At 69.7% G+C, this 17,040-nt stretch carries 17 protein-coding genes; 9 read left to right on the top strand and 8 right to left on the bottom strand.

Going from position 1 to position 17,040, the window contains the following annotated elements; all coding sequences use genetic code 11:
• Positions 1-627, bottom strand: a complete 627-nt coding sequence (locus G3I65_RS53980) for a TetR family transcriptional regulator (RefSeq protein ID WP_309236105.1) — start codon at positions 625-627, stop codon at positions 1-3.
• An 86-nt stretch (positions 628-713) separates the two neighbouring features.
• Between G3I65_RS53980 and G3I65_RS53975 the strand changes: the two genes are divergently transcribed.
• Complete coding sequence (locus G3I65_RS53975; RefSeq protein ID WP_239072018.1) at positions 714-1,982, top strand: acyl-CoA dehydrogenase family protein; 1,269 nt, start codon at positions 714-716, stop codon at positions 1,980-1,982.
• A 383-nt stretch (positions 1,983-2,365) separates the two neighbouring features.
• Here G3I65_RS53975 and G3I65_RS59210 read toward each other — a convergent pair whose 3' ends face one another.
• The 3 genes from G3I65_RS59210 to G3I65_RS53960 form a co-directional block, all read right to left on the bottom strand.
• A complete protein-coding gene (locus G3I65_RS59210; RefSeq protein ID WP_160704109.1) occupies positions 2,366-2,575 on the bottom strand; it encodes a serine hydrolase in 210 nt (69 codons plus the stop codon).
• Positions 2,575-2,919, bottom strand: a complete 345-nt coding sequence (locus G3I65_RS53965) for a serine hydrolase (RefSeq protein ID WP_160704107.1) — start codon at positions 2,917-2,919, stop codon at positions 2,575-2,577. Before G3I65_RS53965 ends, G3I65_RS59210 begins: the two co-directional genes overlap by 1 nt.
• A 66-nt stretch (positions 2,920-2,985) precedes the next feature.
• Positions 2,986-4,179 carry a cytochrome P450 gene (locus G3I65_RS53960; RefSeq protein ID WP_160704105.1) on the bottom strand — a complete coding sequence of 398 codons (1,194 nt, stop codon included), beginning with the start codon at positions 4,177-4,179 and terminating at the stop codon, positions 2,986-2,988.
• Positions 4,180-4,508: 329 nt separating this feature from the next.
• Between G3I65_RS53960 and G3I65_RS53955 the strand changes: the two genes are divergently transcribed.
• Positions 4,509-5,123, top strand: coding sequence for a TetR/AcrR family transcriptional regulator (locus tag G3I65_RS53955; protein WP_160704103.1), 615 nt, complete (start codon positions 4,509-4,511; stop codon positions 5,121-5,123).
• Positions 5,124-5,153: 30 nt separating this feature from the next.
• On the opposite strand, the gene G3I65_RS53950 is transcribed toward G3I65_RS53955, so the two are convergent.
• Both G3I65_RS53950 and G3I65_RS53945 read right to left on the bottom strand, forming a co-directional pair.
• Positions 5,154-5,837, bottom strand: coding sequence for a response regulator transcription factor (locus G3I65_RS53950; RefSeq protein ID WP_160704101.1), 684 nt, complete (start codon positions 5,835-5,837; stop codon positions 5,154-5,156).
• A complete protein-coding gene (locus G3I65_RS53945) occupies positions 5,834-7,069 on the bottom strand; it encodes a sensor histidine kinase (protein WP_160704099.1) in 1,236 nt (411 codons plus the stop codon). Before G3I65_RS53945 ends, G3I65_RS53950 begins: the two co-directional genes overlap by 4 nt.
• A 108-nt stretch (positions 7,070-7,177) precedes the next feature.
• Between G3I65_RS53945 and G3I65_RS53940 the strand changes: the two genes are divergently transcribed.
• From G3I65_RS53940 to G3I65_RS58980, 5 genes are all read left to right on the top strand, one after another.
• Positions 7,178-9,175 (top strand): alpha/beta hydrolase, encoded by a 1,998-nt coding sequence (locus G3I65_RS53940; protein WP_160704098.1) that lies wholly within the window; start codon positions 7,178-7,180, stop codon positions 9,173-9,175.
• A gap of 124 nt (positions 9,176-9,299) precedes the next feature.
• Positions 9,300-10,109, top strand: a complete 810-nt coding sequence (locus tag G3I65_RS53935; RefSeq protein WP_160704096.1) for an inositol monophosphatase family protein — start codon at positions 9,300-9,302, stop codon at positions 10,107-10,109.
• A gap of 43 nt (positions 10,110-10,152) precedes the next feature.
• On the top strand, positions 10,153-10,794 hold the full coding sequence (locus tag G3I65_RS53930; RefSeq protein ID WP_160704094.1) for an NADPH-dependent F420 reductase: 642 nt from the start codon (positions 10,153-10,155) through the stop codon (positions 10,792-10,794).
• 29 nt (positions 10,795-10,823) lie between these two features.
• On the top strand, positions 10,824-11,879 hold the full coding sequence (locus tag G3I65_RS53925; RefSeq protein WP_160704092.1) for a methyltransferase: 1,056 nt from the start codon (positions 10,824-10,826) through the stop codon (positions 11,877-11,879).
• 118 nt (positions 11,880-11,997) lie between these two features.
• A complete protein-coding gene (locus tag G3I65_RS58980) occupies positions 11,998-13,083 on the top strand; it encodes an alpha/beta fold hydrolase (protein ID WP_203612757.1) in 1,086 nt (361 codons plus the stop codon).
• Here the strand turns inward: G3I65_RS58980 and G3I65_RS53915 are convergent.
• Both G3I65_RS53915 and G3I65_RS53910 read right to left on the bottom strand, forming a co-directional pair.
• Complete coding sequence (locus tag G3I65_RS53915) at positions 12,974-14,572, bottom strand: MFS transporter (RefSeq protein WP_160704090.1); 1,599 nt, start codon at positions 14,570-14,572, stop codon at positions 12,974-12,976. The two genes, G3I65_RS58980 and G3I65_RS53915, sit on opposite strands and share 110 nt — an antisense overlap.
• A 95-nt stretch (positions 14,573-14,667) precedes the next feature.
• Positions 14,668-15,423, bottom strand: a complete 756-nt coding sequence (locus G3I65_RS53910) for an FAD-dependent oxidoreductase (RefSeq protein ID WP_239072017.1) — start codon at positions 15,421-15,423, stop codon at positions 14,668-14,670.
• Between G3I65_RS53910 and G3I65_RS53905 the strand changes: the two genes are divergently transcribed.
• Positions 15,422-16,003, top strand: coding sequence for a helix-turn-helix domain-containing protein (locus G3I65_RS53905; RefSeq protein ID WP_203612755.1), 582 nt, complete (start codon positions 15,422-15,424; stop codon positions 16,001-16,003). The two genes, G3I65_RS53910 and G3I65_RS53905, sit on opposite strands and share 2 nt — an antisense overlap.
• A 104-nt stretch (positions 16,004-16,107) precedes the next feature.
• A complete protein-coding gene (locus G3I65_RS53900; RefSeq protein ID WP_160704086.1) occupies positions 16,108-16,980 on the top strand; it encodes a trans-aconitate 2-methyltransferase in 873 nt (290 codons plus the stop codon).
• Positions 16,981-17,040 lie beyond the last annotated feature (60 nt).

The following is a 17,040-nucleotide window of genomic DNA, read 5'->3' as shown; positions in this document are numbered from 1 at the left end:
CTACTGCTCAGGCGAGCCAGGGCTGATCGAAGCCATCGCGCGGTCGAGCAGCCGGCCCAGTTGTTGTGTTCCATCGCCGGCGATCCACGCCGCGACGGCGGCCTCCAGGCAGCCCAGGGCGCTCCCGATGAGGGCGCGTGGTCGTGGATCCGTCGGGTCGTCCGGGTCCGTACCGAGCCGTCGTGCGAGCTCGGGTGCGATCAGGGCGCGGAATCTCGCGTTCTTTTCCTGGTTGATCGTCGCGAGGGCGGGGGTCTTCACGGCGAGCGCGGCCAGCCGATGCGCGCGCTCGGTCTTGGTCGCGTAGTACTCGACGAGAGGGCTCATCGCGTGGCGGAGCGCAGACCACGGGGCCTCGTGATCGGGTCGTTCACGTAACGCCTGCGCTATTTCGTCGACGGCGGTCGAGGTCTCGTTCGCGAAGACGTCCTCCTTGGAAGGGAAGTAGCGGAAGAACGTACTTCGCGAGATTCCGGCGACCGCGCAGATGTCGTCGATGGTGGTCTGCTCGTAGCCACGGTCCAGGAACAGGTCGAGCGCCATCTCGGACACCTGTGCCCGCATGGCACGCCGGGCGAGTTCGCGTGCACCGGGACGACGCTCGTCCCGCTCCGGCAGGTTGGTCACGACGCTGATGGTACTACACGCCAAACCTGGTACCGTAGTTTCACAAGCGATACTCAGTGTCAGATTATGAGCGGAGACGTACGGCGATGGATCCGAGCAAGGTCATGACCACCGCGACGAACCGGCAAGGACAGCCGGACTCGCCCCCCGTGAACGATCGGCTGGAGGCGCTCACCGTCGACCTGCCCGCGGAAGAGCTGGCGCTCGTGTCGGCCGCGGCTTCGCTGGTGCCGGCCTTGAGCGCCGGCGCGGAGACGGCGGATGCCACGGGAAGACTCGCCGATGAGGACATCGCGGCGTTGCGCAAAGAGGGTTTGTTCCGCCTCGCCACACCGCGGAAGTACGGCGGTCACGAGGCCGGCGCCTGCGCCGCGACGGCCATTGCCGCGGAAGTGGCGCGCGGCTGCCCATCGGCCTCGTGGGTGCTGACGGTCTACTACACCGCGGGTATCGCCCTCTGGCTGTTCCCGGACCAGGTACGGCATCGGGTCTGGGACGAGGATCCGGACGCGACCGTGTGCGGTTCCTCCGCCGGCGCCGCGCCGGCACGGGAAGTCACCGGCGGCTACCTGATCAGCGGTCGCTGGGGCTGGGCTTCGGGTATCCACAACGCATCCTGGGCGATTCTCAGCGTGGTGAGCGAGCCCGGGGCCGCCCCCCAGGAAAGCGGTTTCGCTCTGGTGCCGACGAGCGAATTGGCGGTCGCGGACACCTGGAACATGGCCGGGATGCGCGGCACCGGCAGCGACACGATCATCGCGGAAGACGTGTTCGTGCCGGAGGAGCAGGTCATCTTCCCGTCCAGGGCGGCCAGGGCCGCGATGGCGGCCGGTGCGGTCCACCAGGTCCAGGGGCCCCTGAGCGTGCCGAAACCGCAGGGCTTGATGGGTGCGCTGGCCGCACCGGTGCTCGGGATGGGCATGGCGATCTACGACCACGTCGTGGCGAAACTCAGCGGCGGCCGACCGCTGGCCACCGCGACGAAATCGCCTGCACGCGCGATCGACTCACCCGCCGTGCAGGCGAACGTCGCCGAAGCCGCCATGCTCATCGACAGTGCGATCCTGCAGGCCGCGCGCACCGCCCACGCCGTCGACCGAGCCACCCGCACGGGGGCGCAATTGTCCGCCCTCGCCATCGCCCGCACCCGGATGGATTGCGGGTTCGCCGCGCGGCAGATCCGCCGGGCGGCGGACAAGCTGCTGGATGTCGGCGGCGCCAGCCGATTCGCCGACTCGGATCCGGCACAGCGCATCTGGCGTGATCTGGGAACCGCTACCCGGCACCCCACCTTCATCACCGAACTCGATCGCGAACAGTACGCACGGCTGCTGCTGGGACTCCAGCGACAGTAGCCGCCGGCAATCCGTGCTGGACAGAACGATCGAGGCGCCATCGGCTATCGGGCGGGACGTGCAGGGTGTCGAGGCGCAGAGCGGTTCGAAGCGCGGTGGTGAGGCGGTCGGCTCGTCCGTCGATCGGGTTGGCCGGCTGTTGAGCTAGGCGAAGCCGATTTCGGCCTGGGCGTCTGGCACCGTCGTGGCCGAAGGAGTGTTCGGAGAGCAGCCGAGGCTGTCCGTTGAGGACGATCCGGGCGATGGCGGTGTGGGACATGATGCCGTTGGCCGCGGGCACCCCGGCCGAGTGCGGGCCGGGGGAGTTGAAGTCGTGGTCGCCGCCGTCGAGGAACCGGGGCGGGAAAACGCCGCCCAAGGTCACCGGCCGAAGGCCGGCATGCTCATGACCTTCGCGATGAGCGCGTCCGCCTCGGGGCCGGTGACTTCCGGTGCGGGATCCCGATCCACGCTTGTACGTCCAGGGGCCTGCTGAGGTGGTCGGCGATCAGGTCCCGCGGCCGCAATCCGGTGGCGCGACGCAGGATCTCGCCGGTGAGCCGGCCGAAGGTCAGTGCGTGGTAGCCGGGCTTGAACTGCGGGCGCTGGTTCATCACGGATCGTCGTGCGCTCTGTGCCTCGCTGCCCGTACCGCGGGCCAGACCGACCTCACCGGGTCGTCGAAGCGGAGCAGTCCTTGTTGCTGCGCAAGGTATCCGGCGAGCGCCACGAGCCCCTTGGTGATGGAAAACCCGACGGCGCCGGTCTCGGTACCGCGGTCGAAGTTGTCCTTGAAGGCGTCGGCGACCGGCCCGAAGCCCTCGTCGGCGAAACCGTGAGCCGCGCGGAGACCGGGAACGCGGCCGAGTTCTCGACGATGACACCGCATGCCCTCAAGGCGTACGGAGGACCGGCGGAAATCCTGTGCAGCCTCGACCGCGAAGGCAAGCGCTCGCACCTCGGCACGTCCCCGAGACCGGCGCGGCGGCCGGCTGGGTGCGACGAACCGGGCCGGGGTCGGGGCTCACCACGTCACGGGAAGCTTTTCCACGCTGAGGATTCCCAGCCGCATCCGGAGTTCTTCGAGTCCCACGGCCAGTTTCAGGTGGGGGAGGCGTCGCAGGAGGGCCGGAACCGCGATCTGCAGTTCGAGCCGGGCGAGGTTCTGCCCAAGACATTGGTGGGCGCCGAATCCGAAAGCGAGATGGCCATGCGCGTCGCGGTCGATGTCCAAGTCGTTCGCCCCCGCGAATTTGCCGTCGCGGTTCGCGGCGGGCAGGCACATGACCAGACCGTCGTTCTTGCGCACCCGGTGGCTGCCGATGGTGAGGTCGTCGGTGGCCACGCGCACGATCGCGGTTTCGGCGATGGTGATGTAGCGCAGCAGTTCCTCGATGGCACGGGCGACGACCGAAGCGTCCTCGGTGTCCCGGATCCGGGCCAGCTGCTCGGGATGCTCCAGCAGCACCAGAATTGCCAGGCAGATCATGCTCGAGGTCGTCTCGTGGCCGGCGACGAGAAGGCCCATGGTGTTCATCACCGCGTCCTCCAGGTTCAGCTCGCCCGCCGCTATGTGGGCGGCTTGGCGGCCGACCAGGTCGTCCGTGGGCTGGGGCACGCGATCGTTCACCAGTTTCCGCGTGTACTCGAACATCTCGGTGAACGCCGCCTTCTTCACGCCCGGATCCAAGTCGAGCTGGAAAGCCGCGGCGGCCTTCTCCTCGAAGTACTGGTGGTCCTCGTACGGCACGCCGAGCATCAGGCAGATCATCTGGGACGTGACAGGCAGGGCGTAGTCGCGCATCAGGTCACCCGGGTTCGGCCCGGAGGCGAAGGCGTCGAGAGTCCGTTCCACGACCGTCTCGATGGAGCCGCGCAGGGCATTGACGTTCCGCACGGTGAAGGCCGACGTGAAGAGCCGGCGGAGCCGCGCGTGCTCCGGGTCGTCCATTCGCGCGAAGGTGGGCCGTCCGTGCACCGGCACAGGCAAGTGCGGGTTGGTGATGTCCGCACTGATCCTTCGGTCGGCGAGGGTGGCGCGCACTTCGTCGTAGCGGGCGACCAGCCAGACCCGGTCGCCATGACGTAGTTGCGCTTGCACGAGGCCGTCGTGCTCGATCAGTTTCGCGTATTCGCTTGGCGGCTGGTACGGGCATTGCGGTTCCCGGAGAGCCGGGTAGGCCAGTGGGGTGGTGTGGTCGTCGGGTGAAGCGCTCATGATTCAGCCTCGCTTGCCGGATTCGATTGAGGGATTCACGTGATGCACGCCGCCTGGTCGACGGTGTCGCGTCACTTGTCGTTCAGCTGGATCGCGGCCGCCGGGCACAGCAACGGTCGAACACGTCTGGAGCCGTCAGAACGCACTGGCCGCGACACAGGCGGACTCGTCGACGGTGATCTTCATGGTTCATCCCCTGCCGCCGCGCTAAGTAAGAGCTAACTACTAGATAGGTCGAGGCGTCAAGTGTCGAGGCAGGGTGGGGAAACGCGCGTGGCGCAAGAATGGTCTAATATGATAGAGGACTCTCACCTGTAAGGAGCGGCAGGATGGAAAGCAGCCATCGCAGGCCGCGTGCCGACGCGGTGCGGAACGTGGAGCGTCTCGCCGGCGCGGCCAGAGATGTCTATGTCGAGCAGGGACCTGGCGCGCCACTCGAGGAAATCGCGCGCCGGGCCAACGTCGCCACGTCGACGCTGTTCCGGCACTTCCCCGATCGCCAAGCGCTGATCCGTGCGGCACTGCAACAGACCTACGCCGTCCGGCTGGCTTCCGAGCTCGAACGCTGCAAGGCTGACGACAATCCCCGCCGGGCGCTGGTCGACGCCCTCGAAGCGGCCATGGGGTTGGTCTCCAGCGAGCACGCTTTGCTGATCGCGGCGAGCGAGGCGGGGCTCCAAGCGGTCGAAGCCGGCAGTGAACTCGCCGAGACGGTGATCGAACTGGCCCGGCGCGCACAGGATGCCGGTGCGGTTCGAGACGATCTCGTCCCCGAGGACATTCCCCGCATACTGATGATGCTGGTGAGCGTCCACGCGACCATGGCCCCGAACAGTGATGGCTGGCGCCGCTACCTCGCACTCATGCTCGACGCGATCGCTCCCCGGCAGACACACCCGTTGCCACCCCCGGTCCCCTTCGTGAGGCCGGCCATGAGGGTTTGAGAGAACGTCTGGTCAAAGACGCGGTCGCCGTCACAGGCCGGAGGTGTCGTGTGGCTCGATCAGGCCGTGATGGTGGGCGAAGCGCACGGCGTGCACCCGGTCTCTCAGGCCGAGTTTCGCGAGCACGCGTGAGACGTGGGTCTTGACGGTCTGCTCGCCGACGTAGAGCTGTTCGCCGATGTCGGAGTTGGAGAAACCCGTGGCCATCAGCAGGAACACCTCCCGTTCGCGTGCGGTGAGCCGGTCCAGGCCGGGTGCTCGTTCCCGGTCCGGTAGGGCCGGGGTCAGCGCGTCGACCAGCCGTGGGGCGAGCCGGCTGGTGATCGACGGATCGAGGTAGGTGTCGCCCCGGGCGGCGACGCGGATCGCGGTCACGAGTTCTTCGGGGGGCAGGCTCTTCAGGACGAACCCGCTCACCCCGGAGGCCAATGCCGAGCGCAGGTAGTCGTCGGTGCCGAACGTGGTGAGCAGGATGACTTTCAACGCTTGCCGGCCCGACGACATCAGCTGGCGAGCGGCCGAGAGACCGTCGAGTTTCGGCATGCGCACGTCCAGGACGGCGAGGTCCGGGGCAAGCGACCGGATGGCCTCGATGGCGCTGTACCCGTCGCCGACGTCGGCGACGCATTCCATGTCCGGCTGGGCGTCGAGGACCGCGCGAAAACCGGATCGGAACATCGCGTGGTCGTCGGCGATCACGATCCGCAAGGTCACGATTCACCTCCGAGGGGAATCGTCACGCTCGACTCCCAGTAGAGCCCGTCGCCGACGAGGCCGAAAGCCGCCGACCCACCCAGTGTCTCCGCGCGCTTGCGCATTCCTTCGAGCCCGACGCCGAAGCCGGTGACCGGGGAGTCCGTCCCCACCGGATCCGCGCCGGAGACGATCGGGTTGCGAGTGGTGAGGCCCACGCGGTCGCCACCGTAGTCGAGTTCCACGCGAGCGGCTTTCCCGTCACCGTGCCGCAGGGCGTTCGTCATCATCTCCTGTGCCACCCGGTACAGCGTGGTGTCGATGGCGCGGGGGAGGGGGTGCGGGGTGTTGTAGACGACATGTGTCACCTTCAGGCCGGAAGACCGGACGCCGTCGAGCAGGTCCGGCAGCATCGACAGCCCCGGCTGTTCGGGTGACTCATCGCCCTCGTGCAGCAGCGAAAGCAGCCGGCGCAGGTCGACCATCGCGGCCTGGCTGGATTCCTCGACCGCGGTGAGCGAAGTGCGCACCGCACGGTCGTCGGTCAGCGGGCCCGCCGCGAGGTTCAGCCGGGCCGCCGTGGCGTGGACACCGATCGCGCTGACATGGTGGGAAATGACGTCGTGCAGCTCGACGGCGATCGTTTCGCGCTCCTCGGCCACTGCCGCGGCCACTTCGGCTTGCGCGTCCCGCAGCGCGGCTTCGCGTTGATGGCGCAGTTCGTCCACATGCGCCTTGCGCGCGGTGGTGTACCGCCCGACCAGCCACGGCATCAGGGCGTTGGCGGCCACGAGACTCAGCACGGATGCCGGTCCGTCCAGCCCACTGATCAGCAACGAGCCCAGGAACCCACCGCACAACGCCGCCAGCGCGGCGGCAGCCGGCCACCCTCGCAGCCAGGCACCGGCGCGGTAGGCGCTGACCAGCTGACCGGCGGTGCTCGCGCTGGGGCCGGGAAGAAGCACGAAGGCGAGCGCGGGCATCAGCACGGCGTGCCCGAGCGCGACCCAGCCGGAGAGCCTCGGCGACGACACGAGGGTCGCGTCCGCGATCAGTATTCCGATCAGGACGAGCGTGCTCCACAGTCCTGGCCCGGGGCCGCGGGTCAAGTAGCTCACCGCGTCGACGACCAGGCACACGGCCCCCATCAGGGCCGACTGACGCGCCAGGGACCGCTCCGTGTCGTGCCCGCCCGCGCGGCCGAGCCAGCGGCGGAGCGGAGCGCGGTCCACCTCGTTGGTGCTGCTGAGCATCCGGTCATTGTGCCCGGCGCGAACCCGGCCGGAAGTCACTCCCGAGAGGGACAGCGATCACAGCGCGGTGTGACGCCTCGCGGCAGGTCCGGCTCTTAGCGTGCCGCCATGCGCTTGTCCCTCTCCCGCCGCCGGACGGTGGCTCTCGCCGGCGTCGCGGCCGTACTGCTCGTGTTGAGCACGCTCGTCTTCTGGCCGGACGACACGCCGCGGGTTCCGCCCGGAGCCGCGCCGGACTCACTGCGCCTCGACGCGTGCACCTACGACACGGAAGCGGGAGCACGGGCCGCCGACTGCGGAACTCTCGTGGTCGCGGAAAACCGCGCGAACCCGGCGTCGAGCCTCATCGCCCTGCCGGTCGTCCGGATCCGCGCCGCCGCGCAGCCCGTGGGAGAACCGATTTTCCGGCTCGGTGGCGGTCCGGGCCTGTCCAACATGGAGTTCCCCGAAGCCGCCCGGCTCACCGACCACCACGATGTGGTTCTCGTCGGCTACCGGGGAGTCGACGGCTCACGACGCCTTGACTGTCCCGAGGTGACTTCCGCGCTGCAGTCGTCCTCCGACGGCATGACAAGCCCGGACGCTCTTTCGGCGACCAGCCGGGCGTTCGGCAAGTGCGCGAACCGGCTCCAGCGCGCCGGCGTCGACCTGACCGGCTACTCGGCCGCCCAGCGCGTCGAGGACCTGGAATCGGCGAGAAAAGCCCTTGGCTACCAACGGGTCGACCTGGTCAGCTCGAGTGCGGGCACCCGGACCGCGATGGTCTACGCGTGGCGCCACCCCGGGGCGCTGCTGCGCTCGGCGATGATCTCGGTCAACCCGCCCGGCCACCTGTTCTGGAACCCGCGCGTCACGGACTCCCAGTTCGCGCAGTACGCCGATCTGTGCCGGGCGGACGCCGCGTGCGCCGCGAAGACTCCCGATCTCGGGAAAACGATCCGAGACGCCGTCGCCACGATGCCGTCGAGGTGGGGCCCGCTTTCCATCAAAGACACCAACGTGCGCGTCTTGAGTCAGTACGCGATGCACCACAACGGCCCGGGATCAGCGCCCAACAACGCGCCCACGGCCATCGACGCCTACCTCGACGGCGGCCCGGGCGCCAAGTGGGCGATGTCCGTGCTGTCCGAGGTCGCGCTGCCGACCTCCACGGTCTGGGGCGAATTCGCGTCGTTCGCCATGCTCGACGCCCCCGCCGCGCGGCAGTACTACGCCCAGGGCGGCGATCCCGGCTCGATCCTCGGCAACGCCTCGACCGACTTCCTCTGGGGCGGCCCGGGAGGCTTCTACACCGCGTGGCCGGACAGTCCCGACAACGCCGCATACCGCGCGGTCCAGCCGAGCGCGGTCGAGACCCTGCTCGTCGGCGGCGAACTCGACTTCTCCACACCGCCGGTGAACGCGACGAACGAGCTGCTGCCCGCGCTGTCCCGTGGGCACCAGGTGGTCCTGCCCGGTCTCGGCCACACCAACGACTTCTGGGAGCACCGGCCCGAGGCGGGCAAGCACCTGCTGACCACCTTCTTCGACACCGGCCGCGTCGACAGCTCGCAGTTCGACCGGCGCCCGGTCGGCTTCGCCGCCGTGCCGTTGAGCATGTCGGCGATCGCCGGGCTCCTCGTTGGCGTCACCACCGGCGGGGTGCTGGTCGGCTTGCTGGTGCTCGGCCTGCTGGTCCGCGAGCGCCGGCGTCGCGGCGCGCCGAGCCGCCGGGCGAGCCGCTGGATCCGGGCGCTGACCATGGTGCCGCTGGGCCTGGCCGGGTGGTTTCCGGGGGTGTTGTTCACCTGGACGCTGGCGCCTGGATGGTTCCTCGCCGCTCCGGTCGTGGTGGTTCCGGGCACGGGCCTGGTGATCGGGCTCGGTGCGCACCTCGCCCGGTCGAGGGCGAATCCCGGTTCCCGGTTCGCGGCCGCCGCAGCGGTCGCGGGGGCGCTGGTGGGTGCGCTGCTGGGATCGCTGGCGGGAACGGGCTTGATGACCCCCGTCCTCGGGATCGTCGGCGCCGCGCTGGGTGCGAACTTCGTCGTGGAGTTCCGAGGCCGCCGACAGCGTAGGGAGAACACCGAGCCGGACATGGGCCGCGCGGGCCACTTAATTGCATGACGGTAAATCTTCGAGTGCCAACGATGCACTTGTTGTTAATGACAGTCGCCTCTACGTTGGAGGGGCGGGGCCGAGGAAATCACTCACCGTCGCCCCTCTTCCGACAGAATCCAGGGAGTACGTGATGAGCACAGCCATGCCTTTCGACCTCGACGCCACGCTCGTGACCGCGGTGACCGCCGCGGTCGAGAACGCCGGTGTCACCTTGCGTGAGCGCTACACGACCGAGGCCCGGGGCGTGAGCCTGACGGAGGTCGTCGGCGAGATCCACGCGAACGACGACGCGGTCCTCGCCGTCCTGCGCGAGCCGCTGCTGGCGGCCCGGCCGCGGTCGCAGTGGGCGGAGGACGAACTGGAAGGCGGCGCACTGCCGCCGGGGGAGTGGTGGGTCGTCGACCCGGCCGAGGGCAACATCAACCACGTCCACGGCATGCCGGACTGGGCCGTCACCGCCACCCTGGTGCGCGACAACCAGCCCATCCTCACCGTCGTCCACCTCCCGCTCACCGGCGACACCTACACCGCCACCGCCGCCGGCGGCGCCCACCTCAACGGCCGTCCCTTGACCGTCTCGGCCAAAGACGACCTCGGCGCGGCGCTGATCGGCACCGGACAGGCCCGCCCCGGCGAGAGCACCGACACGTTCCGCCGGATCGGGGAGTCGGTCACCGCCATGCTCACCGCCGGCCTCGTCGTGCGCGTGTCCGTCCCGGCGACGCTGCAGCTCATCCACGTCGCCGCCGGCCGCATGGACGCCTTCTGGCAGTTCTCCGACGTCCGCTCCGGCCTCGTCGCCGGCGCCCTGCTGGTCGCCGAGGCCGGCGGCACGGTCACCGACCTGGACGGCAAGCCGTGGACCGCGGCCAGCCGAGACTTCCTGGCCGCCGCGCCGGGCCTGCACGCCGCCGCGCTCGAGGTCCTGTCCCGGATCTGACCAGACCACCCCAACCCACTCAGTCCGCAAGGAGCATTCCGTCATGACCACCATCGGCATCCTCGGCGCCGGCCGCGTCGGCACCAACCTCGCCCACACCCTCACCACCGCCGGCCACCACGTCACCCTCGGCATCCGCGACAACGACAAGCCGAGCACCCCGCCCGCGGACGGACCCGAAATCCCCTACGCCGACCACGCCACCACCGCCCGCACCGCCGACATCGTGATCAACGCGACCCCCGGCGACAGCGCGCTGGAACGGCTCACCGCCCTGAGGCCCGAGCTCGCAGACAAGATCCTCATCGACGTCTCCAACGCCACCATCGACGGTCCCGACGGCCTGCCCGGCGACCTGTGCTACCCCGGCAGCAGCCTCGCCGAACAACTCCAAGCCGCCCTGCCCACCACCCACGTCGTCAAAACCCTCAACACCATGCTCTTCATGGTCATGACCGCCCCCACCGCCCTGACCACCCCACCCACGGCCTACCTGTCCGGCAACGACGAACAAGCCAAGAAAACCGTCACCGCACTCCTGGCCGACCTCGGCTGGAACCCCGCCTGGATCGAAGACCTCGGCGACATCACCACCGCCCGCGCCACCGAAGCCATGATCCTCGTCGTCCCCCACATCCTGCGCCGCAACGGCTTCACCCCCTTCGCCGTCACCATCGCCCGCTGAACCCCAGTACCCGAAGGACGGCAACCACCATGACGACCACCACTCCGGCGGAGAGCACCGGAGACGGCGCAGGAACGCCGGAGCAGGACCACTTTTCCCAGGTGTACCACCTGATCATGGCCGCGTGGGGAAGCCAGGCGGTCCGGGCGATCGCCTCGCTGTCGGTGGCCGAACACCTCGACAGCGGCCCGCTTTCCGCCCAGGACATCGCCCTGCGGGAGTCGAGCGATCCGGCCATGACCTACCGGGTGCTGCGGGCGGGGGCCGCGCTGGGCCTACTCACCCACGACACGGAACAGGGGACCTTCTCGCCGACCCCGATGCTCGCGGTGCTGCACGAGGATTCCCCGGTCTCGCTCAAGCACTACGCGCAAGCCGCCATCGGCCCCGCGTTCTGGCTGCCCGCGGTACTCCTGCCCGAAGCGGTCGCCGCGGGCTCCCCGCAAGCCGTTCAAGCACTGGGATCGACGGTCTTCGAGTACTTCGGCAAGAACCCCGAGGAAGCGCGCGCGTTCGGTGCCGCGATGACCGATCTCTCGACTCCGGTGATCCGCGAGGCCGCGGCCGTCATCGATGTGGGTACGGCGACGACGGTCCTCGACGTCGGCGGCGCCCACGGCGTGTTCGTGAGCGAGCTGGTCCACCGGAACCCGCGGCTGACCGGTTCGGTTCTGGAACTCGCGCACGTCGCGGAGGCAGTTGCCGTCGAAGCACGCGAACGCGGGCTGGAAGGCCGGATCACGGGTATCGCCGGGGACTTCTTCGAGTCGGTGCCCACCGCCGACATCTACCTCCTCAAACACGTCCTGCACGACTGGGACGACACGGCGTGCCACGCGATCTTGTCGAACATCCGCGATGCCATGCCGCCCGGAGCGCGGCTGTTCGTCGTCGAGATGCTGATCGGCGAGGGCGGCGCGAGTTCCGGTGCCGCGCTCATGGACATGGCGATGCTCTTCGCCACCACGGGGCAGGAGCGGGATCTCAGTCAGTTCGACGCCCTGCTCGCCGCCGCCGGGCTGTGCCGGACCCGAGCCGTCGCCCTCCGCTCGCCCTACTGCCTGATCGAGGCCGAAGTGCGCTGAGGTGTCTTGCCACTTGACGAACCGGTTCACTGATCCATATATTCGGATCAGTGAACCGGTTACCTGGATCGCCGATCCGGATCAGTCGAACCGATGAAACCTGGAAGAGGTATTTGTCATGGCCACCACAAACGGACGCAAGCGAGTCCTGGCAGGTGTGTGCGCGGCTGTCACCGCGGGCCTGGCCGTCGGCGCGGTCGTGCTCAGCGGCACCGCCAGCGCGAAGGGTGCCCAAGCCGACGCGACCGCTCGTACCCCGAAGCCGACCATCGTTCTGGAGCACGGCGCCTTCGCCGACGGCTCCAGCTGGAACGGCGTCATCTCGGATCTGCGCGAGCAGGGTTACCCGGTCGTCGCCGCGGCCAATCCGCTGCGCGGCCCCGCTTCCGACGCCGCCTCCCTGCGCACCGTCCTCGATCACATCAAGGGGCCCAAGGTCGTCGTAGGCCACTCCTACGGCGGCAACGTCATCAGCGAGGCCGCCGCCGGTGACCCGGAGGTCAAGGCCCTCGTCTACGTGGCCGCGTTCCTGCCCGCGCCGGGCGAGAGCGCACTGGAGCTCACCAACAAGTACCCCGGCTCGACCCTGCCCGGTGCCCTCGACCCGGTCAGCTACCGGCAGGGCGACGGCACCACCGCCACCGATCTCTACATCCGACAGGACAAGTTCCGCCACCAGTTCGCCGCGGACGTCCCCGCCGATCAGGCCGCCGACATGGCCGCCGCGCAGCGTCCCGTCGCCCAGGCCGCGCTGGAGGAGAAGGCAACCACCGCCGCGTGGAAGACCATCCCCAGCTGGGCCATCGTCACCACCGAGGACCTCAACATCCCCGCCGCCGCCCAACGGTTCATGGCCCAGCGCGCCCACGCCCGCACCACCGAGGTCGCCGCATCGCACTCCGTCGCCGTGTCGCGTCCCGACCTCGTCGCCCGCGTGATCGAGCAGGCCGCCCGCCGCCACCGCCCACTGACCCGTCGAGCTGTGTCCGGCAGCGCGAGGCCGAAGCCGGGGCAAGGTGGGCTGAAGGGGACTTTCCTGCGATGTCATGAGAGGAAAGTCCCCTTCAGCGCGTCGGATGAGAGCAACGTCCCCTTCAGCCCACCTCGGCCGACGCGACTTTGCCGAGACCCTGCGGCCGGGTCTCGTCCGCGACAGTGTTCTTGGGGCCGAAGAGGGCGACGTGGACGAGTAGGACGCCCATGATGGCGGCACCGGCCCACATCGCATGCTGCCAGCCGTCGACAAAGGACTGATGGGCCGCGCGGAGCAGGTCCTGTGCGTGCGGGCCGGTGCTGCCCGCCGCCTCGACGGCGTTGGCGACGCCCGCCCGGGCGGTGTCCGCGGCTTCTTGGGGGATGCCGTCCAGCCTGCCTTCGATGGCGCCGCGGTAGCCGGCGGACACGAGCGCGCCGAGCAGGGCGACGCCGAGTGCGGTGCCGAACTCGCGGGTGACGTCGTTGAGGGCGGACGCGACACCCTGCTTCTCGCGCGGCAGGGAGGCGGTGATGGCTTCCGTGGACGGGGTCATCGACAGACCCATGCCGACGCCCATGGCGAGCAGGCCGGGCAGGACGGAGACGTAGCCGCCGCTGACGGAGACGAACAGCGCCATGAGCGCCATGCCGACGCCGGCCAGTGCGATGCCCGCGACCATGGTCGAGCGTGCGCCGATACCCGCGGCCAGCTTGGGGGCCAGGCCGGAGGCCAGCATCATCGCGAGGGCCATGGGCATCATCCCGACCGTGGACAGCAGGCCCGGCCAGCCGAGTACGGCCTGGAAGAACGGGAAGAGGACCACCCCGATGCCCGCCTGGACACCGAAGACCACCAGCAGGGTGAGCGAGCCGCCCGACAGTCCGCGCTCCCGGAACAGGCGCACGTCCAGCAGCGAGGCGTCGCGGCGGTGCAGCTCCCAGGCCACGAAACCGATGGCGGCGGCGACGCCGACGGTCAGGCTGATCAGTGTCGCGGGCGCGGTCCAGCCGCGTTCGGGGCCTTCCTGAAGGACGAAGATGAGGCCGGTCACGGCGATCACGGAGACAAGGGCGCCGACGGTGTCGAACCGGTGGGCCGAGGTCTCGCGAGAGTTGGGAACCGACGTCAGCGTCATGGCCAGAGCCACCAGGATCAGGACCACCGGCAGGGTGAACAGCCAGCGCCAGTCGGCGACGTCGACGAGGAGCGCGGCGAGGAACATACCCAGGATGCCCCCGCCTCCGGCGACGCCGGTCCACACGCCGATCGCCTTGCCGCGCTGCTGTTCGGGGAAGGTGGAGGTGATGACGGCCAGCGTGATCGGCATGATCATCGCGGCGCCGATACCGCTGGCCACGCGCGCGGCGAGCATCACCTCCGCCGTCGGGGCCAGGGCGGAGAGCACGGTGGCGACGCCGAACACGCCGAGTCCGGCGACGAGCATGGGCTTGCGGCCCAGCCGGTCGCCCAGGGCGCCGAGCGGCAGCAGCAGCGCGGCCAGGGCAAGGGTGTAGCTGTTGATGATCCACAGGACCGTGCTCTGGGAAGCGTCGAATTCCACGGCCAGGTGGGTCTGCGCGACGTTCAGCCCGGTCGCCGAGGCGATCACCGCCATCAGGGCGATGGAGACGGTGATCAGGATCGAGCGCAGCTGACGCGCATCGGGGACGTCCCCGTCGCCGGCTTGCGTGGCCGGTACGGGCTGGTTTGTACTCATGGATTCCTCTCGAAATGGGCGTGCCGAGTCAGCGCCGGAGCAGAGCCGGTCGCTGGGTGACGGGGGATGGGTGGGACCCGGTGCCGAAGGGGATGTCAGCGGGCGGGAGTTGCGGCGAGGGCCGCGTTGGTGTCCGCGGTGGCCAGCATGCTGTTGATGTGGGCCCCGGCCAGGGCACCGGCCGCTGCGGAGGCGCCGACCTGGGCGGCGAGGTCGGTGGCGTTGCCCGCCACCCACACGCCCGCCACCTCGGTGGTACCGGCCATGCCGGAGGCGAAGCGGCGGCCCATGTTGCCGGGCAGGTCCTCCACCGGCAGCTTCAGACCATCCAGGCCCTCGGTGCGGGCTTCCATCCGGGTGGCGACCGCGATCACTCGGCGGGCCACGACCTGGCCGTCGGTCAGGCGCACCCCGCCGAGGGTGCCGTCCTCGTTGTCGACGACCTCCTGCACCGGGGTGTCGACGATGCGGATGTTGCGGGCGGCGAAGCGGGTGCGGGTCTCCTCGTCCAGGTCGATGCCCTGGGTGAAGTAGGTCAGGTCCTCGGTCAGTTGCCGGAACAGGAAGGCGTGGCCGATGGACGCCGGGCCGGTGGCGAGGATGCCGATGAGCTCATCGCGCACCTCCCAGCCGTGGCAGTACGGGCAGTGGACCACACTCTGGCCCCAGTGTTCGGCGAGGCCGGGGACTTCGGGCAGCACGTCCTTGAGGCCGGTGGCCACCAGGACCCGGCGCGCGGTCACGCTTCGGCCGTCGGCCAGGGTGACGCTGAACCGCAGATCCAGACCTTGCGGACCAGCTGGGCACGACGGTAAGCCCGACTTGCCGTGAAGGCATACAATGTTGCTCATGACGCAAGACGATGGCGACCTGGACGGCCTCGTGCGCAAACGCATCCGCGCCCTGCGGGTAGCGCAGGGCTGGTCCCTGGAGGAACTGGCCTCCCGTGCCCACCTCAGCCAGTCCACCCTGAGCCGCATCGAGAACGGTCAGCGCCGCCTCGCGCTGGACCAGCTGGTCACCCTCGCCCGCGCCCTGGACACCACCCTGGATCAGCTCGTGGAGACCGCCGCCGACGACGTCGTCACCAGCCCCACGATCGACAGCACCCACGGCCGGCTGCGCTGGACCATCAAGGCCGACCCCGGGATGAGCGTGGTGCGCCAGCGCATGACCGAACCACCCCCGGAGAACCCGGCCCGCATGCGTGCCCACCCGGGACGCGAATGGCTCGTCGTCCTGTCCGGCACGGCGACCCTCATGCTCGGGCACCGCCGCTTCCGCCTCGAGACCAACCAGGCCGCCGAATTCCCCACGATGATGCCGCACGCGATCGGCGCCGAGGGCGGGCCCTGCGAGATCCTGGGCATCTTCGACCGGGACGCCCGCCGTGGCCACCAGAGCGACAACGGCGACGATGCTGCCGGATGACCGCGCGGCGACCTCTTGCGCGTCGGGCAGCGCCCCCGGCCATCATCTTGCGTAAACGGGGACAATTTGTGCTTTAGGCGCATATCCGTTCTAGTGTGACGAGCATGAACCACGCACCCACGCACAGCCCCCACCCGGGCGCTTCGCACGGTCACCACCACGAGCACGCACTGGACGGCCAGGCCGAGATCCTCGACCTGGACGCCGACGTCCTCGCCGAGCACACCGCCTCGATCACCGCGTGGCTGCCGCTGCAGACCGACCCGCGCCACATCGCGGACCTGGGCTGCGGTACGGGCGCGGGCACTTTCGCCCTCCTCGACCGCTTCCCCGACGCGCACGTCACCGCCGTCGACGCATCCGTCGAGCACCTTCAGCGCCTGCGCACCAAGGCATGCGCCCTCGGCGTCCAGGAGCGCATCCGCACCGTGCAGGCCGACCTCGACGAAACCGCTTGGCCCGACCTCGGCTCACCGGACCTGGTCTGGGCGTCGGCCTCGATGCACCACATGGCCCACCCCGACCGCGCGCTGCGCGCTGTCCACGACGCGCTCGTTCCGGGTGGCCTGTTCGCCGTCGTCGAACTGGCCGGCCATCCCCGCTTCCTGCCGGAAAATGCCCCCGAGGGCCGGCCCGGCCTGGAAGAGCGCGTCCACGCCGCAGCCGACCGCCGCCAAGCCGAACACCTGCCCCACCGCGGCGCCGACTGGGGCCCGATGCTGACCGCCGCCGGATTCACCGTCGAGGGCGAACGCACCATCGCCGTGCACCTCGACGGCACCCGCGGCGAAGCCATCGGCCGCTACGCCACCGGCGTTCTGCAGCGCATCCGCGGCGTCATCGCGGACAGGCTCTTTCCCGAAGACCTCGCCGCGCTCGACCAGCTCCTCGACACCGGCAGCCCGCACAGTATCCTGCGCCGCGACGACCTGACGGTACGCACCGAGCGCACCGTCTGGGCCGCCCGCCGCAACTGACCGTCGGCCGAACCGTTCCGGGAGTTACCCCTTCGCGTCGAATTCGAGCGGCTTCCTCGA

Source organism: Amycolatopsis sp. SID8362, assembly GCF_010550475.1.
Lineage (GTDB): Bacteria > Actinomycetota > Actinomycetes > Mycobacteriales > Pseudonocardiaceae > Amycolatopsis > Amycolatopsis eburnea.
The sequence above is the reverse complement of the archived record's forward strand: the minus strand, read 5'-3'. Positions and strand labels throughout refer to the sequence as shown.

Bases quoted from the DNA above. Each gene is read 5' to 3' on its own strand.
- G3I65_RS53960 (WP_160704105.1), bottom strand. From the start codon at position 4,179: ATGAGCGCTTCACCCGACGACCACACCACCCCACTGGCCTACCCGGCT.
- G3I65_RS53940 (WP_160704098.1), top strand. From the start codon at position 7,178: ATGCGCTTGTCCCTCTCCCGCCGCCGGACGGTGGCTCTCGCCGGCGTC.
- G3I65_RS58980 (WP_203612757.1), top strand. From the start codon at position 11,998: ATGGCCACCACAAACGGACGCAAGCGAGTCCTGGCAGGTGTGTGCGCG.
- G3I65_RS53945 (WP_160704099.1), bottom strand. From the start codon at position 7,069: ATGCTCAGCAGCACCAACGAGGTGGACCGCGCTCCGCTCCGCCGCTGG.
- G3I65_RS59210 (WP_160704109.1), bottom strand. From the start codon at position 2,575: ATGAACCAGCGCCCGCAGTTCAAGCCCGGCTACCACGCACTGACCTTC.
- G3I65_RS53910 (WP_239072017.1), bottom strand. From the start codon at position 15,423: ATGAGCAACATTGTATGCCTTCACGGCAAGTCGGGCTTACCGTCGTGC.
- G3I65_RS53925 (WP_160704092.1), top strand. From the start codon at position 10,824: ATGACGACCACCACTCCGGCGGAGAGCACCGGAGACGGCGCAGGAACG.
- G3I65_RS53975 (WP_239072018.1), top strand. From the start codon at position 714: ATGGATCCGAGCAAGGTCATGACCACCGCGACGAACCGGCAAGGACAG.
- G3I65_RS53935 (WP_160704096.1), top strand. From the start codon at position 9,300: ATGAGCACAGCCATGCCTTTCGACCTCGACGCCACGCTCGTGACCGCG.
- G3I65_RS53905 (WP_203612755.1), top strand. From the start codon at position 15,422: ATGACGCAAGACGATGGCGACCTGGACGGCCTCGTGCGCAAACGCATC.
- G3I65_RS53900 (WP_160704086.1), top strand. From the start codon at position 16,108: ATGAACCACGCACCCACGCACAGCCCCCACCCGGGCGCTTCGCACGGT.
- G3I65_RS53955 (WP_160704103.1), top strand. From the start codon at position 4,509: ATGGAAAGCAGCCATCGCAGGCCGCGTGCCGACGCGGTGCGGAACGTG.
- G3I65_RS53915 (WP_160704090.1), bottom strand. From the start codon at position 14,572: ATGAGTACAAACCAGCCCGTACCGGCCACGCAAGCCGGCGACGGGGAC.
- G3I65_RS53930 (WP_160704094.1), top strand. From the start codon at position 10,153: ATGACCACCATCGGCATCCTCGGCGCCGGCCGCGTCGGCACCAACCTC.